General features: G+C 69.0%; 14 protein-coding genes. 6 read left to right on the top strand and 8 right to left on the bottom strand.

The annotated features are described in order from the left end of the window. Nucleotides 1–99: 99 nt before the first annotated feature. Together Psi02_RS18705 and Psi02_RS18700 are read right to left on the bottom strand one after the other, a co-directional pair. Complete coding sequence (locus Psi02_RS18705; RefSeq protein WP_203975773.1) at nt 100–957, bottom strand: DMT family protein; 858 nt, start codon at nt 955–957, stop codon at nt 100–102. 137 nt (nt 958–1,094) lie between these two features. Beyond that, nucleotides 1,095–1,850: an SgcJ/EcaC family oxidoreductase gene (locus Psi02_RS18700; protein WP_239094979.1), complete on the bottom strand. Its 756-nt coding sequence runs from the start codon at nt 1,848–1,850 to the stop codon at nt 1,095–1,097. A gap of 156 nt (nt 1,851–2,006) precedes the next feature. Here Psi02_RS18700 and Psi02_RS18695 point away from each other — a divergent pair, with 156 nt between their 5' ends. From Psi02_RS18695 to Psi02_RS18675, 5 genes are all read left to right on the top strand, one after another. Next, a complete protein-coding gene (locus tag Psi02_RS18695; protein WP_203975771.1) occupies nt 2,007–2,597 on the top strand; it encodes a TetR/AcrR family transcriptional regulator in 591 nt (196 codons plus the stop codon). Between the two features lie 518 nt (nt 2,598–3,115). After that, nucleotides 3,116–6,385, top strand: coding sequence for a discoidin domain-containing protein (locus tag Psi02_RS18690; RefSeq protein WP_203975769.1), 3,270 nt, complete (start codon nt 3,116–3,118; stop codon nt 6,383–6,385). A 189-nt stretch (nt 6,386–6,574) separates the two neighbouring features. After that, nucleotides 6,575–7,801, top strand: coding sequence for a PucR family transcriptional regulator (locus tag Psi02_RS18685; RefSeq protein ID WP_203975767.1), 1,227 nt, complete (start codon nt 6,575–6,577; stop codon nt 7,799–7,801). A gap of 87 nt (nt 7,802–7,888) precedes the next feature. Beyond that, the gene (locus Psi02_RS18680; RefSeq protein WP_239094978.1) at nt 7,889–10,075 is read left to right on the top strand and encodes a hypothetical protein; all 2,187 of its coding nucleotides are present in this window, start codon (nt 7,889–7,891) and stop codon (nt 10,073–10,075) included. Nucleotides 10,076–10,190: 115 nt separating this feature from the next. After that, nucleotides 10,191–12,524 carry a DUF6351 family protein gene (locus Psi02_RS18675; RefSeq protein ID WP_203975765.1) on the top strand — a complete coding sequence of 778 codons (2,334 nt, stop codon included), beginning with the start codon at nt 10,191–10,193 and terminating at the stop codon, nt 12,522–12,524. A 146-nt stretch (nt 12,525–12,670) separates the two neighbouring features. Here the strand turns inward: Psi02_RS18675 and Psi02_RS18670 are convergent, their stop codons facing one another. The 3 genes from Psi02_RS18670 to Psi02_RS18660 all read right to left on the bottom strand — a co-directional run bounded on the left by Psi02_RS18670 (nt 12,671) and on the right by Psi02_RS18660 (nt 14,933). Next, nucleotides 12,671–13,090: a GNAT family N-acetyltransferase gene (locus Psi02_RS18670; RefSeq protein ID WP_203975764.1), complete on the bottom strand. Its 420-nt coding sequence runs from the start codon at nt 13,088–13,090 to the stop codon at nt 12,671–12,673. A gap of 263 nt (nt 13,091–13,353) precedes the next feature. Further along, on the bottom strand, nt 13,354–14,565 hold the full coding sequence (locus Psi02_RS18665; RefSeq protein ID WP_203975763.1) for an RNA polymerase sigma factor: 1,212 nt from the start codon (nt 14,563–14,565) through the stop codon (nt 13,354–13,356). Next, nucleotides 14,562–14,933, bottom strand: coding sequence for a YciI family protein (locus Psi02_RS18660; RefSeq protein WP_203975762.1), 372 nt, complete (start codon nt 14,931–14,933; stop codon nt 14,562–14,564). Before Psi02_RS18660 ends, Psi02_RS18665 begins: the two co-directional genes overlap by 4 nt. A 253-nt stretch (nt 14,934–15,186) precedes the next feature. Here Psi02_RS18660 and Psi02_RS18655 point away from each other — a divergent pair, with 253 nt between their 5' ends. Further along, the gene (locus Psi02_RS18655) at nt 15,187–16,680 is read left to right on the top strand and encodes an MFS transporter (RefSeq protein WP_203975761.1); all 1,494 of its coding nucleotides are present in this window, start codon (nt 15,187–15,189) and stop codon (nt 16,678–16,680) included. An 81-nt stretch (nt 16,681–16,761) separates the two neighbouring features. Here Psi02_RS18655 and Psi02_RS18650 read toward each other — a convergent pair whose 3' ends face one another. From Psi02_RS18650 to Psi02_RS18640, 3 genes are all read right to left on the bottom strand, one after another. Beyond that, the gene (locus tag Psi02_RS18650) at nt 16,762–17,046 is read right to left on the bottom strand and encodes an ABC transporter ATP-binding protein (RefSeq protein ID WP_203975760.1); all 285 of its coding nucleotides are present in this window, start codon (nt 17,044–17,046) and stop codon (nt 16,762–16,764) included. Nucleotides 17,047–17,247: 201 nt separating this feature from the next. Further along, nucleotides 17,248–18,462: an NAD(P)-binding domain-containing protein gene (locus Psi02_RS18645; protein ID WP_203976012.1), complete on the bottom strand. Its 1,215-nt coding sequence runs from the start codon at nt 18,460–18,462 to the stop codon at nt 17,248–17,250. A 35-nt stretch (nt 18,463–18,497) separates the two neighbouring features. Next, entirely contained in the window at nt 18,498–19,046 is a 549-nt protein-coding gene (locus Psi02_RS18640) for an OsmC family protein (RefSeq protein ID WP_203975759.1), read from the bottom strand. Nucleotides 19,047–19,097: the final 51 nt, after the last annotated feature.

Below are 19,097 nucleotides of genomic sequence, written 5' to 3'. Positions count from 1 at the left end.
GCCACCGCATCCGTCCGGACCTCACGATCACCTGCTTGTGCTGATCTCCGCACCGGCCAGGAGGTCGCCTTCAACTCGCGCGTTCGGAGGATGGACTCGTCATCGTCCTGACGCAGATGCCGGATGAGTGTCATGCCGTTCGATGCGCGAGCCTGCGACATGCGCGGACACGGCTCGCCGAGCCTCCTCGCCGCGGGCGAGCATCGCGACGCCGCAGGCCATCACCGCGGCGGTGACCAGAGTGAGGGCGAGCCCCCCGAACCGGATCCCCTCACCCAGGACGGTGAATCCGATCACGATCGCGGCCACGGGATTGGCGATGGTCTGGGCCGCCAAGGGCAGACCCAGGCCGAAGTCACGATAGGAGGACTGCGACAGCGCCACCCCTGCCAGCGCGAAGCAGCCGACCAGTCCGCCCGCCATGAGGACCGTCCAGCCAGTCACCGCGAGCACCACGGGAACCAGTGCGGACGCGGTGCCGAAGGCGATCCCGGCTCCGGCGGCCAATGACAGCGCACGGATCATCGGGGAAGGTGCCGCGGAGACGGCCATGAGCGCGGCGGTCACGCCCGCGCTCACACCGCCGACCACGAGCACCTGGTACGCGCTGAGGGCGGGCGGACCTGCGGGAAGCATCAGCGACACCAGTCCCGCCAGCGCGATCACGATGAGCGTCGCCCCGGCCCACTCGGAGCGGGATGTCGCGGACGGCTCGCGCCGCATCGGCAGCGCGAAGACCAAAGTCAACGCGCCCAATGGCTGGACGATCGTCACCGGACCGAACCTCAGAGCGGCGACGTGCAGCGCGCCTCCGGCGAGGTTCAGCCCCAGGGCCCACAACCATCGGAACGCGTCCATCGTGGGTGTGAGGGCGATGCGCCGCTGCGCGATCGCCCCCAGGGCATAACACACCGACGATGCCACGCACAGGGCCAAGGCGAGCACCGTGTCGTTCATGCCTCAAGACTCACCGATGTCACATGCCGTGACGTCCGCCCTGGGAATGGTCCTCGCCTACCGCGCTCGCTGTAGACGCCCGAGGCCACGCCGACACCACCGCCTGCGCCGGCGGCCTTCGGGGTGGCGGCGGATGCTCAGGTTTGATCGTTCTCCACGGGGAGACCCGACCGGGTCCAGCCCTCGATCCCCTCGGAGTACAGGCGTACATCGCGGTATCCGAGGTGCCTCAACTCGGCGACGAGGTCGGGGCCTCGGGTGCAGGCGGAGTCCGTCGAATAAGCGACGATCGCCGCGGATCGATCCGGCAGCAGATCGTCCGCCGACTTCGCGGCATCCTCGGCGGTCAGGTTCAGGGCACCGGGCAGGTGCCTGCGCCGATAGGCGGGTCCGGGCAGCCCGTCCACGACGGTGACCGTACCGGTGTGCATCGCGGATCGGAGCTCGGCCCGGGAGATCGTCGCGACGGCCGGTGCGCCCTGCCCGACAGCGTGGCCGTCGCGGGCGAAGGGCGGCGGGTCCGCCGGGGACTGGAGCGGACCGCTGAGCTGGATGTTGACGATCAGCCAGCGCTCATCCCGTCGTACGGCCACGAGGGTGAGCCTGAATGACCCGCTGACGTCACGTCCCATGGCGGTGGTGCGCTGATCCTGAACTCCTGCCACGATCGCGGTGTCGCCGTAGAACCGCACCTGCGGCTCGAGGATCTCGAAGCGGTGATTCTTCAGGGATCCCTGGTGGCGGGCGGCCCACTGCTGCTTGCCGAGGGTGAACCCGACGGGGCCGATGCCGGCGAAGTCCGCTGCGAGGAGGTCGTCATAGGCGTCGACGTCGCCGTCCATCTCGGCCTGCGCCCAGCGGTTGACGAGATCGAGTATCTGTTGCGGACTCATGGTGATCTCTCCCTTTCTCCTTCGGGTCCATCTTTAAGCGGAGGAAAACCCTCCGATTCACTGTCACATGGCAAGAGGACTCCGACAAGACCAAGTGGAGAATTTTCCTCCAGTTACTGGCTATGCTGCCGGCATGAAGCTGGAGGGGGCGGGACGATGGCCAGGCCGCTGAGGGCCGACGCTCGACGCAATCAAGAGCAGATCCTGCTCGCCGCGCGGGACCTGGTGGCCGAGTCGGGGCACGACGTGCCGCTCGACGAGATCGCCCGCCGCGCGGGAGTCGGCATCGGCACGTTGTATCGCCGGTTCCCCGACCGGGAAACCCTGCTGCACGCGCTCGCTCTGGACGCGTTGACCAGGACGGCGGCGGCGGCACGCGCGGCCGTCGAGCAGGAGCCCGACCCGTTCGCCGCGCTCGCGCGTTATCTTCGCGAGGCGCTCGAACTGCGGGTATCCGCGGTGTTGCCGGCCTTGATGGACGTGCTCGACCTCGAAAACGACCCCGAACTGGGCCCCATGCGCGATCTGTCCGCCCGCGCCGTGCGGCAGATCCTCGCCACGGCGCGGACGGCCGGCGTGCTGCCTCCCGACGTCACCTTCGAGGACGTCGGGATGATGCTCGTGCGAATCGCCCGCCCCCTCCCCGGCCCGCTGTCCCCGGAGGCGAAGCACGACCTCGCGCGCCGTCATCTGGAGCTGTTCATCCGTGGCCTCGGGGCGCTCACCGCGCGCGAGACCATCCGGTAGTCCTGGAGCGCCTCCGGAGGAGGAACCCGCGGCCCCGGAATGGGGGGGTTCGAGGGCATCCGCGTGGACCGCAGGTCAGCCGACGCCGCCGATCGATCACCGGGCCCCGGGGGGTCACGGATGCGCGCCACGCGGACGGATTCGGCCGAATGGCGCTAAGTGGGATAGAACTCCAGCAGACATCGGGTGTATCGCCACCCTTGACTCTTGACGATGCGGTAACAACGGGCTAACTTCCCAAAAACCGGGCCGATAGCTCGGATGTCTCGCCGCGTAAATGCGGTCTCGCTTGCTGACGCCATGACCTCCGTCCCTCCCCCCTCGGATGAGGAGCGCCTGAGTGATCCCTCGACTGGAGCGCCCCCGCCGCGGTGGGGCCGATCAGTGCACACGATCAGTGCGGACCAGCCAGACATCTGTTCCGAAGCAGCCCCTCTCCGCAAAGAAAGAAGCCCATGAGGACGTCACATGCCCTGGTCCGGGCATTCATGCCACGAAAGATAACGTTATCCCTCGCCATGGCTCTCGCGATGGCGAGCGGCGTCGTCACCACATCCGCTGCCCCGGCATCGGCCGAGACACCGACGAGTGAATGGGCCACGCTGTCGCAGAAACTCGCCGGAATCACCGGTGACTGGAACAACGAGAACTACCCCGGTGCGATCAGCCAGACGATGCCGAACACGGCCTACCTGGGTAACGGTGACGTCGGGGTGAGCTCCGCCGGCTCCCGCGGGGTCAAGACCTTCATCATCTCCAAAGGCGACTTCTGGAACGGCGGCTCCTCGATCCAGACGGCCGGACTCGGCGGTGTCACGCTGCAGGCGGTGGCTCCGGTAGAGACGTCGCTCAATCTGGCGCTGAACAAGCCGGTGGCCGTATCCACCAACTCCAGTAACGCGAGCCGCGCGGTGAACGGCCAGTGGACCCCCAACTCGGGATTCGAGGGCTGGTTCTCCGACGTCGGCAAGCCGCAGTGGTTCCGCCTCGACCTCGGGGCGCCGACGACGGTCGGGCGCATCGTGCTGCGGCACGACGCCGCCGCCCGTCCGGGTCAGGACGCCAACACCCCCAAGGTGTTCTCGATTCAATACAGCGACGACACGACCGCCCCCGGCACAGATCCGAACGCTCCGGGGTGGACGACGCTGACGTCATCCACGAACAACACGGCGAACACCACGGACATCAGCTTCACCCCGGTGTCAGCGCGTTGGGTGCGCGTGTACTACGTGCAGCCGACACAGGAGTCGACGCCCGACTCGACCCAGAACCCGCGGGCGCGCCTCGGCCAGATCGAGGTGTACGCCGACCCCAACGCGACGACTCCTCCTCCCGCGCCGCCCTTCCACGAGCGACAGAACATCCTCGACCCGTCGATCGACACCGACATGTCCATGGACGACGCGCACCTGACCATGCACACCTGGCAGGGCAGCGACAGCAACGTCGTCGTGACGGAGCTGACCTCGCACGCGACCGACCCGGTCGACCTGCAGCTTTCGACCTGGTCGGGCGCCGGCAGCGCGAACGGCGGCTACACCGAGACCTCCGGGGTCGACGATTCGACGCTGTGGGCGACCAGGGAGACCCAGAACATCCCGACGGCCAAATGGGTGTCCCGGGCAACGCTTGCGACGAGGGTGATCGGCGCCGAACTGCAGAGGCCGGCCGCGACGAACACCTCGACCTCAGCGACGGCGAAGGCGACTTTCAGGCTTGAGCCCGGCACCACCGTGCAGATCGTCACGGGTGTGGGCGGCGGCGGCCGGAACCCCACCGACACACTCGCGACCGCCCAGGATCTCATCACCGGCCAGACCACGGCATCCCTCACAGAGCTCGCGCAACGCAAGGCGGACTGGTGGAAGGCCTACTGGCTGCAGTCGTGGGTCGACCTCGGTGACCCGGTCCTCGATCGCTACTACTACGGGGCGCAGTACGAGATCGGGTCCGCCTCGCGGCCCGGGAAGCTCGCACCGGCGTTGTACGGGATCTGGTTCACCACCGACCAGCCGATGTTCTCCGGCGACTACCACCTCAACTACAACGCGCAGGCGCCCTTCTACGGCGTGTACTCCAGCAACCGGCCGGAACTGTCCCTGCCGTACTACCAGGTGGTCAAGGACTACGTCCCGGCGGCGAAGGCCCGCGCCAAGAACGACGTGTCCCGCATCAAGCCCGACTACGTCGCGACACGACCCGACCTCGCGGGCGGCGCGGACGGCGTCCTGTTCCCCGTCGGCATCGGGCCATGGGGCAGCACGAGCGGCGGGCAGGGAAGCGGCCAGTTCCCCGGCTCGTACCTGCAGCAGACGAGCAACGGGTTGTTCAACGCCATGCTCTACGTCGACTACTGGAAGTACACCCAGGACAAGGCATTCCTGCAGAACGAGGCGTACCCGTACCTCAAGGAGATCGCCGCCTTCTTCGAAGACTGGCTCGACGACGGCGGCACCCCCGGTGGGCGGCTCAACCTCTGGGCCGGACCACACGAGAACACCTGGGGCCGCAACTCCAGCCCAGACGTCCCGTTCCTGCGCACCACGCTCAAGACCCTCATCGAAGCGAGCAAGCTCCTCAACGACGACCCGAATCAGCGGGCGGTCTGGGAGGACATGCTCAACCGGCTCGCGCCCACGCCGACCACGACTCGCAACGGCGCCTCGGTCTACGCGCTCGCCGACGACGGCACGATGATCGGGGAGAACGGGCAGCCCGGCCCGAACTTCCGCTCCGGCGACAACACCGTGAACCTGGAGGTCATCCAGCCCGGCGACGAGGTCGACATCTTCTCGTCACCGGCGGACCTCGCACGGGGCCAGGCGTCCGTGCAGCAGATGAACTCCTGGGGCCAGCTCAACGCCTTCGCGAAGGTGTTCGCCCAGGCCGCCCGCGTCGGTTACGACCCGGAGACCCTCATCACCCGGCTCAAGACGCAGCTGAACGGCACCATCGGCCTCGCCCCCAACCTCGCCGTGGCCGACGGCTTCCATGGCATCGAGAAGGCGGCGGCCACCGAGGGGCTCAACAGCATGCTCCTGTACGGCGACGGCGAGAAACTGGCGGTCTTCCCCGACTGGCCGGCGAACCGCGACGCGAGCTTCCACCGCCTCCTGGCGAAGGGCGCGTTCGAGGTGTCCGCCGCGCAAACCGGGGGTGTGGTGCACTCGCTGGAGATCACGAGCAAGGCCGGCGGCAACCTGAGGCTGAAGAACCCGTGGCCGACATCAGCCGTCACAGTGACCGACGACAAGGGCCACTTCACCGCGGTGACCGTCCACGACGGCTTCCTCGAGTTCGACACGAAGGCGGGAAACACGTACTACTTCTCGACCACCGAGCCGGGGTGCACGACCATCCAGACCACGAACCACACCGGGCCACTGGTCGTCTCCTCGGGCGTGCTGTGCCTCGACGGCGCCACTCAGACCGGGCCAGTGGTCGTCCGAGCGGGCGCAGGCCTGCTGACCACCGCCGGTGCGAAGGTCAGCGGACCGGTGGAGGCCTCGGGTGCGAGTGTGGTGGCCCTCTGCGACACGACGGTGACCGGCTCGGTGAACGTCAACGGCGCCACATCGGTCACCATCGGCGACCCGGCCCGGCGATGCGCCGTCAACACGGTGACCGGCCCGGTGTCGGTCACCGGCACCGGGGGAACCACCGTGATCTCCGGCAACAAGATCACCGGTCCGTTGAACTGCGCGGGCAATCGACCGGCCCCGGTCGACAACGGAAAGCCCAACACCGTCACCGGCCCCAAGCAGGGTCAGTGCGCCACGCTGTGATGTGACAGGACCGCTCCAGATCGGTGCTGGGGCCGAGCCGGCGCTCGACCCCAGCACCCTCCCTGTCACAACCACAGCGCCCGTCGCCGCATGGGCCTCTCCGCACGCCGTCGTCACGCCGACGCGGCCGGGAATACGATGACCTCACCTGATCATCGAAGGGCCTGTGAGAATGGCGGCCGGACCGACATGCGTCGACTGAACGCTCTCGCCGAGCGTGTCGCGACGCGTCTCGACCTGCTCGCCGACCGGATGGTCGACGCCTTCGTAGCGGAGATCCCCCTCTATGCCCACCTGCCCAGGGAGCAGTTGGAGGGTGAGGTCCTCCAGATCTGCCGGCACAACCTGCGGCTCTTTCTCCGCGTCCTCAGCCATGACGAACTGCCGGATGAGCGAGAGCTTCTGATCGTCCGCCGCAGCGCGGCCCGGCGGGCGGAGGAACATGTGCCGCTGGAGATGGTGCTCGCGGCCTATCGCGTGGGATCGAGGATCGGGTGGCAGGAACTCTGCGACGACGCGCATCAGGACGAGCGTGCGGACCTGTTCGAGGCCGCGCACCTGGTGATCACGTTCAATAACGTCGTCACCGGCGCGGTCGCCGCGGCGTACCTCGAGGAGCGGCAGGCGATCCACGACGAGGATCGGGAGGCGCGTCGCCGACTCGCGGAGGCGCTCCTCGCGGGAATGCCCGCACGCCAACTGGCCGAGCGCGCCGGCCATCGACTGGCCGTCGGATATCACGTGCTGGCGGTTCGGGTCGAGTCCTCAGTGGACGAGCGCGACGAGGAGGTGGAAAGCGCCGTGGCGGCCCGCCGCAAGTTGCGGCGGATGGAGCAGAGCCTGTCCGGCGACTCCGCTCATGAGCCGCAGTCGCTCAGCGTCCTGTCGCCCGGCGGCGGTGTGGTCCTCCTCCCGCGCACAGACCCGGACGACCGTGCCACCCGGGCCGCGGGCATGGTGGCGCGCATGGCGAAGGCCGCCGACGCCCCGGTGCTCGCGGCGGTCGCGACGGGAGCGGATCTGGGCGGCGTGCCCCCCGCGGCGGCGGAGGCCGACCATGTGCTTCGGCTCGCCGTACGGCTGAACGCCGCTCCTGGAACGTACACACTCGACGACGTCCTGCTGGAGTACGTGCTGACGAGCGCCGGGGAGGTGGGCCGGCGTCTGGCCGACGTCCTCCAGCCGCTGGAATCCGGGCCCGAACTCGTGCAGACCCTCGCCGCGTGGTTCGCCAACGATTTCCACCGGATGCGTACGGCGGCCGCGTTGCACATCCATCCCAACACCCTCGACTACCGGCTGACCCGGATAAACGAGCTCACGGGGTACTCCGTCGGGTCGGGGCGGGGCGTCCTCGTGCTGGGTGCGGCGCTGACCCTGCAGGCGCTTGGGAGAAATCACAACGAACGGTCCTGAACTCTCGGGTGAACGCCGATAGTTGTCGGACGTGTGATCGAGTTAACATCCCACGACGCCGATTCTGGCTTTAGCCGAGGAAGTTGCATGAATCGCTCGTTCGCTTTGTTCAGCGCGCTGGCCGTCACGGCCGCCCTGATGGTGAGCACTCCTGTCGCCGCGGCCGCAGGAGCACCGACCCCGCCCCCCGGTCCCAGTGCCGGTCCCGGTGCCGGACACGGTCCCGACCGCGGCAGCCCGCAATCCGGCTGCGACCCGATCGACCCGTCCGCCTGCCTGCTGCCGTTTCCCGACGACTATTTCACCGTTCCCGACCCGTCCACGGAGACCGGCCGACGGATCGCCTTTTCACCGGGGATGATGCCGCAGAACATCGCCGGCACGCCGATCGACCCGACGGAATGGAACCGAAACGACGGGTTCAGCCCCGGCACGCCGATCCTCACCAGGGTGCCCGGAGTCGATTTGACGAAGACCAAGGCGGCTCCGATCACCGACATCGGCGCCTCACTCGACGATGACGCGCCGATCGTGCTGCTCAACAGCCGCACCGGCAAGCGCACGGCGTACTGGGCGGAACTCGACGCCAACGCGACCGATCCCGCCCGCCAGGCTCTGATCATCCACCCGGCCGCGAACCTCGCGGAGGGAACGCGCTATATCGTCGCGCTCCGCTCGATGCGCGACCGGACGGGCCGGCTCATCCCGCCCGGCCCCGCCTTCGCGGCGTACGCCGACTCCCAGCACGGCGGCGGGAAGCACGGCGCCGGGAAGGTCGACTCGCGGCGTCTGGCGCAGATGAACAAGATCTTCGCGACGCTCGAGAAGTCCGGGGTGAAAAGGCAGAGCCTCTACCTCGCCTGGGATTTCACGGTCGCCGGCGAACGTGGCCTCTCCGAGCGGATGCTGCACATCCGCGACGACGCCTTCCGGCAACTCGGCGACAGGGACCTGGACGACAAGCGCGTCCAAGGGCGCTCTCCGCGGTTCGCCGTCGACTCGGTGCAGGACTTCAGCGAGTGCGGCGCCGACGGGTGTCAGACGGGCGAAAACGACCAGGTCGCCCGCCGCGTCGCGGGACGCGTCTTCGTGCCGTGTTACCTCGATGAGAGCGGTTGCCCATCCGGGGCGACGTTCCATTACTCGAACGGCTCCTCTTCGCCGACCCAGATCCCCGGCAACGAGCGGGCCGCGAACTTCATCTGCAACATTCCCCGCTCAGCCGTCTCAGGCGGGCGGATCCACAAGGTGCACCCGTCGCTGTACGGCCACGGCCTGCTCGGCAGCGCCGGCGAGGTCGATTCCGGCAAGCTGTACACGCTCGGCGACGACCACGGCATCATGTTCTGCGCGACCGACTGGATCGGCCTCGCGCGAGACGACCGTGCGACCGCCGCCGAGGCCTATGGCGACTTCTCGAAGTTCCCGACGGTCGCCGACCGCGGCCAGCAGGGAATGCTCGACTTCCTCTATCTGGGCCGGGCGATGATTCATCCGGACGGCTTCGCGGCGAACCCGGCCTTCCAGTTCGACGAGAACGGCCGGACCGAATCGGTCATCGACACCCGTGAACTGCTCTACCTGGGCGGGAGCCAGGGCGGCATCATGGGCGGCGCCCTCACCGCGGTGGCGCCCGACTTCACCCGTGGCGTGCTCGGCGTTCCCGGCATGAACTACAGCTTGCTGCTCAACCGCAGCGTCGACTTCGCACCCTTCCAGGCGATCTTCGACCAGAACTATCCCGACAAGCTCGACCAGCAGATCATCTTCGGGCTGTTGCAGATGTTGTGGGATCGGTCGGAGGCAGGCGGCTACGCGCACCACATGACGACCGACACCTATCCGAACACTCCCGCGCACCAGGTGCTCCTGCTCGCGTCCTACGGTGATCACCAGGTCTCCACCTGGTCCGCGGGGGTCGAGGCACGCACCATCGGCGCCCGCATCCGCACGCCCATCCTCGACCCTGGGCGGTCGCGGGAGAAGACGCCGTTCTGGGGAGTTCCCCGGATGGAGCACTCGCCGTACCGCGGGCCGGCGACCATCACGCTGTGGGACATCGGGCCGCTGCGCACCGTAGACGGTGAGGTCGAGGGGACACCGCCGCCGCCCGTCGAGAACGTGCCCAACAGCGAGGGCGTGGACCCGCACGGGCCGGACGCCACGGAGACCGCGGCCGGCCAGGAGCAACTGGCGACCTTCCTCCTCGACGGCGTGGTCGTCGACACCTGCGGCGACCACCCCTGCTACCTCGACCGCTGGACCGGGCCGTGACCCGTCTCGTGCCCGCAAGCCCCGCGACCCCCTAGGAGTGCACCTGCGGTCCCCATCCGGCGGGCGGCGCATGCGCCTCGCCGTCATCGCGTCACTGTCCATCGCGTCAATGTCCATGGCCTCCCTCTTCACCGCGGCCGGCCCCGCGGTCGCGTCCGCGACCGGCGGTCCGTCCCACGGCCCGTCGCACGACAACAAGAACGACAACGGGAACGGCGGCAAGCACGACCTGCAGATCACGGTGCTGTCCAGCCGTCCCGACCAGGTGTCGGGCGGAGACGCCCGGGTGCAGGTGCAGGTCCCGGACGACGTCTCCCCCCAGCGGGTCAAGATCCGCCTGAACGGCGCGGAGGTCACGCGCGACTTCTCCGCGGGTGATCAGCGGCGGACGCTCGTCGGTCTCGTCGACGGGATGCGGACCGGCGTCAACGTCCTCACGGCGGAGGCGGCCGGTGACCGCCACCGTGACGCACGGCTCACGCTGAACAACCACAGCATCACCGGGCCGATCTTCTCCGGCCCCCAGCAGGAGCCGTTCGTCTGCAAGACCGAGCAGTCAGGCCTCGGGCAGCCGTTGGTCGACAACCATGATCACGTGGGCCTGCCGGTCTTCGCGCTCGACGCGAATGGGCAGAAGACCGATCAGATCGCCGGGTGGAGCCGCGACTGCAGCGTCAAGCCGCGCGTCGACTTCGTCTCCCGGACCACGAGCGGTGGGTGGAAGCCGCTGCCGGCCGACGGCAGCCGGCCCGCCGACCTCGCCACCACCACGACGTCGGACGGTCGCGTCGTCGACTTCGTCGTCCGCTGGGAGCGCGGCACCATCAACCGGTTCATCTACAGCATCGCGATGCTGAGCCCCCTGAAGGTGGATGCGAACCACGCAGCCGACTCGGCCTGGAACAGGCGCCTGATCTACAGCTTCAGCTCGGGCGGCGTCGGGATCGGGCACACCCAGGGCGAGCTCGGCACCACGATCGACGACATGTTCGAGGCCGAAGAGGGGTTGGCCGCCGGCTACGCGGTCGCCTACTCCACCGGCAACGACACCGGGAACCACTACAACCTTCAGGTCGGCGGCGAGACCGCCCTCATGGTGAAGGAGCGGTTCATCGAGGAGCACGGCGAGCCGCTGTACACCGTCGGCGTCGGCGCCTCCGGCGGCGGCCTTCAGCAGTACGTGTACGGGCAGAACCATCCCGGTCTCATCGACGCCGCCATCCCCGTGTACGCCTATCCGGACATGGTCACGCAGGGCATCCACGTCGGCGACTGCGAGTTGCTCGAGTACTTCATGGACGTCACCGACGCGGGCAACCCCAAGTGGCATAACTGGGACAACCGCAAGCTGCTCGAAGGGATGAACTCGAGCAGCACGGTCCGCAACCCGTACACGGGCAAGCCCGGCTCCAGCGAGTGCGTCAACGGCTGGCGCGGGCTCAGTCCGCTGACGCTCAACCCGCACTACGGGTCTGCCGGCTCCAACCAGGGTCTGATGGAGCCGAAGGGCGTCATGGACACGGTGAAATGGACCCATTTCGATGATCTGCGCAACATCTACGGGGTGAAGCCGGACGGCTTCGCGCGCAGGACCTTCGACAACGTCGGCGTCCAGTACGGCCTCCGGGCACTCAACGACGGGACCCTCACCCCCGAGGAGTTCCTGCACCTCAACGCCACCGTCGGCGGGTGGAAGGACCCGGAGGACATGGTGCAGGAGGGCGCGCCGTTCGTGCCCGGCGGCACGTTCGACCCGTGGAGCTCGCGCAACATGACCCTGAGCCCGGACGGCGGCGCGACTCCTGCGCCGCGCACCGAGGGCGACGTCGGCGCGATCGAGGCGGCCTACCGGTCCGGCATGGTGTTCCGCGGCAGGATCGACATCCCGATCATCGACTGGCGGCACTACCTCGAGGACGAGCTGAACATGCACAACAGCCGTCAGTCGTTCGCCAGCAGGGAACGCATCATCGAGGCGCAGGGGAACGCGGACAACCAGGCCATCTGGTTCACGGACGCGCGGCCGGGCGGCGCCCAGTCGACCCAGCTCCCCGAGGCGTTCAAGGCCGTCGACACGTGGATGGCGAACATCCGGAAGCACCCGGAGCGCACCGTGGGCCAGAACAAGCCCTCGGAGGCCACCGACCGGTGCTTCGCCACCGACGGGCGGCTCATCGCCTCCGGCTCGCACGTCTGGGACGGCGTCCTCGACCACAGGGCGGACGGGGCCTGCACCGAGCAGTTCCCGATCCACTCCACGTCGCGCATCGTCGCCGGCGGGCCGTTCGACGAGGACATGTACAAGTGCCGGCTCCAGCCGGTCGACAAGGCGGTGGCCAGGGGCGACTACGGTTCGTGGCGACCCAGCTCGGCGCAGAGGGCCACGCTGAAGCAGATCTTCCCGACCGGCGTATGCGACTACACCAAGCCGCCGGTGGGCCGCCCGTAGCCGCTGCCGGGCGACGGTGTGACCCGGGCTCGACCGGTCACCGCGGTGTCTCCGGCCGCCGTGTCTCCGGCCGCCGTGTCTCCGACCGTCATGACGACGGCCGGAGACACGGCGTGGCCACAGACCATGGCGGCCACCGCGCGATCTCACATCAGAGGCTTGACCCAACGAGACCACTCAGGCTGAGACACGTAGCCGGCGGCTCCCCAGACATGATGGGCCAGTTCGTTGTCCAGCAGCACCATCGCGTCGGCCCGGAACGCGCCGAAGGCGGCGAAGCGCTCCTCGGCTGCCCGGAGCAGCGCGGTCCCGATCCCCTGCCTCCGACGGGCGGGGTCCACGGCCAGTCGGTAGAGGTGGGCCCGCCAACCGTCCCAGCCGGCGATCAGCGTGCCGGCCATCTCCCCGTCGACCTCGGCGATGAGGACGGCCTCGGGATCATGCTCGATGAGCGCTTCCACCTTGGCGGAATCGTCGTGGCGGTCGGTCCCTTCGGCGGCCACGCGCCAGAAGGCGAGCAGGGCCTCGACATCCTCAACCCGTCCGTGCCGGATGATCGCGTCCATGCCGGGAAATTATCAGCCTCGCACGGGGCAGGAGCCGCCCGGTCGCCGAGGAAGTCCACTACCTCCACGGCCCGTACGGCGCCGGCCGTCCCGAGCACGTGTACTTCGAGCGAGAGCGGCCCGTCGCCGATGCTTACGAGCGCGCGCTGGCCGCCGGAGGCACCTCCGGCAAAGTCGTCATCGAGATCACCTGACGCGACCGTCAGATCTCCGACGGCCCACGAGCGGATCATGGAAACAGACCCTGGTGACGAGGGCGGCGTCTATGTTCTCACCCGGCCGGCCCTGGACTCCAGGTAGCGTTGCTCGGCGATGCTGGCGGTGGCCTTCGCGGCGCGCCGGTAGTGCTCGTACGCCCCGGCCGTGTCGCCGGTCTTCTCCAGCAGATGCGCCCGTACGGACAGCAGCCGGTGATGCCCGGCCATCCTCTCGTCACCGTCCAACGTGGACAGCAGGTCCAGCCCGGTCCGCGGCCCCTCGATCTCGGCGAGCGCGATCGCCCGGTTGAGGGTGACCATCGGGTTGGGCGCGATCCGTTCCAGGATCAGGTAGAGGGCGTGCACCTGCGGCCAGTCGGTCGCCTCCGCCGTGGCCGCGTCGGCGTGCGTGGCGGCTATGGCGGCCTGCAGCTGGTAGGGCCCCAGCGCCGGACCGGCCAGCGAGGCCTTGACCAGCTCGATGCCCTCGTCGATCAGTTCGCGGTCCCATTTCGTGCGGTCCTGCTCGTCCAGCGGCACCAGATCGCCGGCCGCCGTCGTCCGAGCCTCCCGGCGGGCGTCGGTCAGCAGCATCAGCGCGAGCAACCCGGTCACCTCGCCGTCCTCGGGCAGTTGCGCGTGCACCATCCTGGCCAGCCGGATCGCCTCGTGCGCGAGGTCCACGCGGTGCAACTCGCTGCCCGAGGAGGCGGTGTACCCCTCGTTGAAGATCAGGTAGAGCACGTGCAGGACGACCTGGAGCCGCTCCTCGCGCTCCGCATCGCCCGGAAGGGTGAACGAACTGCCGGCGGCCTTGATGCGCTGCTTGGCCCGGCTGATCCTGGCCGCCATCGTGGCCTCCGGCACCAGGAACGCGCGGGCGATCTCAGCGGTGTTCAGGCCGCCGACCGCCCGCAATGTCAGGGCGGTCTGGGAGGCCGCGGTCAGCGTCGGATGGCAGCACAGGAACAGCAGGACGAGAGTGTCGTCGGTGTCCGGCACGTCCTCGGGGACCACCTCGGCGGCCGTCGCCGACTCCCGCTCGCGGCGCGCGTGGTCGCTGCGCATCTGGTCGATGAGCCGCCGGGACGCGACAGTCACCAGCCAGCCGCGCGGGCTGCTCGGCACTCCCTCGGCCGGCCACTGCACGGTGGCGGCGAGGACGGCCTCCTGCACGGCGTCCTCACACCCTTCGAACTGGCCGTGCCGGCGTACCAACACGCCGAGGACCTGCGGCGTGAGCTCACGCAGCAGGTCCTCGATGGCTGATGTGGTCATGCCTCCAATTGTCCGTCAGCGAACATGACCTGCCGCACCTCGACCGCCAGCCCCTCGATCGCGGCGTCCGGGATCTGCGATGCCAGCTCGATCGCCCGTTCCTTGTTCTCGCAGTCGATCAGGTAGAAGCCGCCCAGATACTCCTTGGACTCCAGGAAAGGCCCGTCGGTCACCACCGGCTGGCCGTTGCGCACGGACACCACGGCGGCCTGTGACGGGTCGGCCAGCGCCTGCGTGCTGATCAGCTCGCCGGACTTCTTCAGCGCCTCGATGAACGCGCCGTGGCCATCGCCGATCGCCGCCTTCTCCTCGTCGGTCAGCGCGTCCAGCACGGCCGGGTTGATGTGCAGGTTGATCAGGAACTTCATCTCGTACTCCTCGTGGTTCGCGAGCCCCGGTCGGGCCCTTCGACCAGTTGGTCGGAGCCGCCGCCGCCGTCTTGACATCCCCCGCCAGGAAATCCGCACGACTTCTTCGTCATCGCATCGCCCGGACCACGAAGTCGTCATCTGGTCACGTCCCACCATGGCAGACGCGAGAGATTTCCTCCGTACCGATGTCAAGAAGCTCTCGGCCGCTCCGACCAACCGGCGAATCGTCGAGAGAACAGGAAGATCGGATATGCGTATCAACCGGGCATGGCTGGGACTGGTCGTCCTGACGCTGCCGACGTTGCTCGTCGCGATCGACGCCACGGCGTTGCTCCTCGCGCTCCCACAGTTGAGCGCCGACCTGGGGGCCACCAACGTCCAGCAGTTGTGGATCAGCGACGGCTACGGACTCATGGTGGGCGGCATGGTCATCACGATGGGCACGCTCGGCGACCGGATCGGCCGCCGACGGCTGCTGATGATCGGCGGAGCGGCGTTCGCGGTCCTGTCGGTCGTGGCCGCCTTCGCGGTCAGCCCGCTGATGCTGATCGTCGCGCGTGCGCTGCTGGGCGTCGCCGGCGCGACCCTCGCGCCGTCCACACTCGCCTTGATCACCAACATGTTCCGCGACGAACGGCAGCGCGGGCAGGCCATCGCGATCTGGGCGACCTGCCAGTTCACCGGCGGCGCGATCGGACCCGTGCTCGCCGGATTCCTGCTCCAGCACTTCTGGTGGGGATCGGTGTTCCTGGTCGCCGTGCCGGCGATGGCGTTGCTGCTGCTCGCCGGGCCGTTCCTGCTCCCGGAGTTCCGCAGCGACCAGGCCGGCCGGCTGGACCCGGCCAGCGTGGGGCTGTCGCTCGCGGCGGTGCTGTTGATGCTCTACGGCATCAAGCAGCTGATCGTCGAGGGCGTGTCGGCCGTGCCGACGGCGGCACTCGTCGTCGGCGCGGCCCTCGGATTCCTCTTCGTACGCCGTCAGCTGCGACTGGAGAGGCCGCTGCTGGACCTGCGGCTGCTGCGCGACCGCCCGTTCACGGCCATCCTCGTCGCGCTGACTTTCGCCGGCATCGCCATGGCCGGTACGGGCCTGCTGGTGACCCAGTATCTGCAGAGCGTGCTGGGCTTCTCGCCGGTCGCGTCGGCGCTGCTGTTCGCACCGATGGGCTTGGGCGTGGCGGTCGGCACCATGGCCGCTCCGGCGCTGGCCCGGCGGATGAAGCAGACGACCGCGATCGCCGGCGGGCTGGCGGGATCGGCGCTGGGCAGCCTGCTGCTGGTCGGCGCCGACGGTGCGAGCGCCCTGCCGCTGGTGATGATCGGCATCGCCGTGCTGGCGCTGGGCACCGGCCCGCTGTTCGCGCTGGGCACCGGGCTGGTCGTCGGGTCCGTTCCGCCGGAGCGCGCCGGCTCGGCGGCGTCGATGTCGGAGACCGGCAACTATTTCGGCGGTTCGCTCGGCTTCGCGCTGCTCGGTGTGGTGGCCGCGGTGGTCTACCGCAGCCGGATGAACGGCACGTCCGACTCGCTGGCCGGCGCGGTCGCCGCCAGCCGGCACCTTCCCGCCGGCCAGGGCGCGGAACTGCTGCACACCGCGCGAGAGGCGTTCACCGCCGGCCTGCACGTCATCGGCGTCATCGCCGCGGTCATCTTCGCCGGGCTGGCCGTACTGGTCCTGACCATGCGCCCGGCGACCCGGACCACCCCGGCCGCACTGCCCGACTACGAGGCGACTCGCTCATAGAGCCTGCCGGGCCCGGCGTCGTGGTCGTCGCATCCGAACACGACGCTCCGTCGTGACCGCCACGCACGACGAGCGTGGCCGTCAGCTCACTCCCATGGGGGTGGGCGGCGGCGCCGCGTGGGTGGTCAGGCGCGGGATCGCGGCGAGCAGTTCGCGGGTGTAGTCGTGCTGGGGATCGGCGAACACGGTACGCACGTCACCGGACTCCAGCACCCGCCCGTCCCGCATCACCAGCACCCGGTCGCTCGCGTGGTAGACGACGCCGAGGTCGTGGGAGATGAACAGGTATGCCACGCGCAGCCGGGCCTGCAGGTCGGCGAGCAGGTCGAGGATCTGCGCCTGCAGCGAGACGTCCAGCGCGGACACCGGCTCGTCGCAGACGATGACCTCCGGCTCGGTGGCCAGCGCCCGGGCGGACCGACAATCTGGACAGGCATTGGCGTAACGCCCGCACCGTCGCCAATCACAACCCCCGCTACTGGAAGGCCGCCGTGGTCGGCGCCTTCCGGCTCAACGGGACCGAGCCCCCCACCAACGGTCTGTTCTGAGCTCAGGACGTGCCAGGGATCAACGGCGGACGGCCAGGCACCGCGTGAGGTGATCGATCACCTCACGCGCGTCGTCCTCGATGCCGTGGATGAAAGTGGACTTGCGCCGCCGCAGCACGGGCAACCCCAGCGCGTACAGTCCCGGGCTGTCGACCACACCGCCCTCGTGGCGCAGCCGGCCCTTCGCGTCGACCACCGGCACGTCGAGCCACCCGTAGTCGGGCCGAAACCCCGTGGCCCACACGATCGTGCGGATCTCGCCGCTTCGCAGGTCGAGCTGCCAACGCGCCGACTCGGGCACATGTGTCGGCGCGAAGCGCTCGGGAGGATCGACCTCGGCCTCGCGCCCGTGAGCCCGGGCCCACTCGTCGAACGAGTCCAGCAGGCGCCGCATCTTGAGGTCCGCCAGCGAGAACACGTTACGCAGGCCGCCGGAGAACAGCGCACGTCCGTCACGCACGGCCGCCCAGCGGCCCACGAGTTCGACACCCGTCGCGGCGAGCACGTTGAGATCGAGCGTTCCGCGCTCGGGGGTCCCGACCAGCTGGGGCGAGGGTAACCGCCGGGCCCGCGTCAGATCGTCGACCTCGTCGTGGCGCTGGTCCCATACGCCCGACGCGTCCATCCACCACAGCACATCGCGTCCGCGGTACAGGCGCGGTAACCGCACGTGCTCCCCCACCGAGAGGATCACCGGCCGCCCCGACCGCTTCAGCTCCGCCGCCAACTGCACGCCGGTCGCCGACGCTCCCACGACGAGCACGCCTCCATCGGGGAGGTGGGTGGGGCCGCGGTAGTCGAACGGCGTCAGTTGCAGGACGGAGGCTGGCACCGCATCGGTGAACTGGGGCACCGTCGGCCGGTTGCAGGCGCCGCTCGCGATGACCACCGCCCGGCAGCCGATTTCGCCGCGGCTCGTCGTCACGTGGTATCCGTCGTCGGTTCGTCGCACCGATGTGACGTCCGTGCCGGTCCGGACGGGAGCGCGCGAGACGGCGGCGAAGCGCTCGATGAACTCGATCACTTCGCCCATCGTCATGTAGCCGTCGGGGTCCGGGCCCTCGTAGCGATGGCCCGGCAGGCGGCTCTGCCAATTGGGAGTGAGCAGCCGCAGGGAGTCCCAGCGTTCGCGTCGCCAGGAGTTCGCCACCTCGCCGCGCTCGAGCACGACGTGGTCGATCGACCGGTCACGGAGGAAGTGGCTCGCGGCGAGGCCCGCGTGTCCCGCGCCGATGACGACCGCGGTGGTGCGTTCGATGGCCCGGCCTCCTAGGCGACTTCGACGGTGACGTTCGTGGGGTTCGTGAGGGCGTCGAACACGGCGGAGCGCTTCTGGGACTGGGCGACCAGCGCTTCGATGTCCTCCTTCGAGGCGTCCGCGTCGATCGTGAACGTCACCTTGATGTCGTTGAAGCCGTTGCGCACGTCGCTGTCGGCACCGAGGATCCCGCGAATGTCGTGGTTGCCTTCGACCGTCGACTCGACCGACCGCAACTGGATGCCGCGATTTTGCGCGACGGACGCCACGCCTGCCGTCAGGCAGCCCGCCAGGCCGACGAGGAGGTACTCGATCGGCGTGATGCCGTTGTCCTCCGCCGCGAAGACCTCGGGGTGGTCGGCGGTGAACACCGTTTCACTCTTGTGGCTCTGCTCCTGCCCGAGGCCGAAGAAGTTCTGGATCGTCGTCGTGCTGTGGACGCCGTTCTGCCATTTGGAGGATGCCCGCCAGGTGAACTGAGCCGCCTCGGGTGCGCCCTTCAGCACCTCGCGTGCGTCGAGCAGAGCTTGGACGTTGACTCCGTTGTCGATCGTGGTCATGTCGCGTGTGCCCTTCCGCTCTTCCCTGCATTTCCCATCGGGATGCTTGAC

This window comes from Planotetraspora silvatica (assembly GCF_016863315.1).
GTDB classification, from domain to species: Bacteria; Actinomycetota; Actinomycetes; order Streptosporangiales; family Streptosporangiaceae; genus Planotetraspora; species Planotetraspora silvatica.
This window is presented reverse-complemented; position numbering and strand designations above follow the sequence as displayed.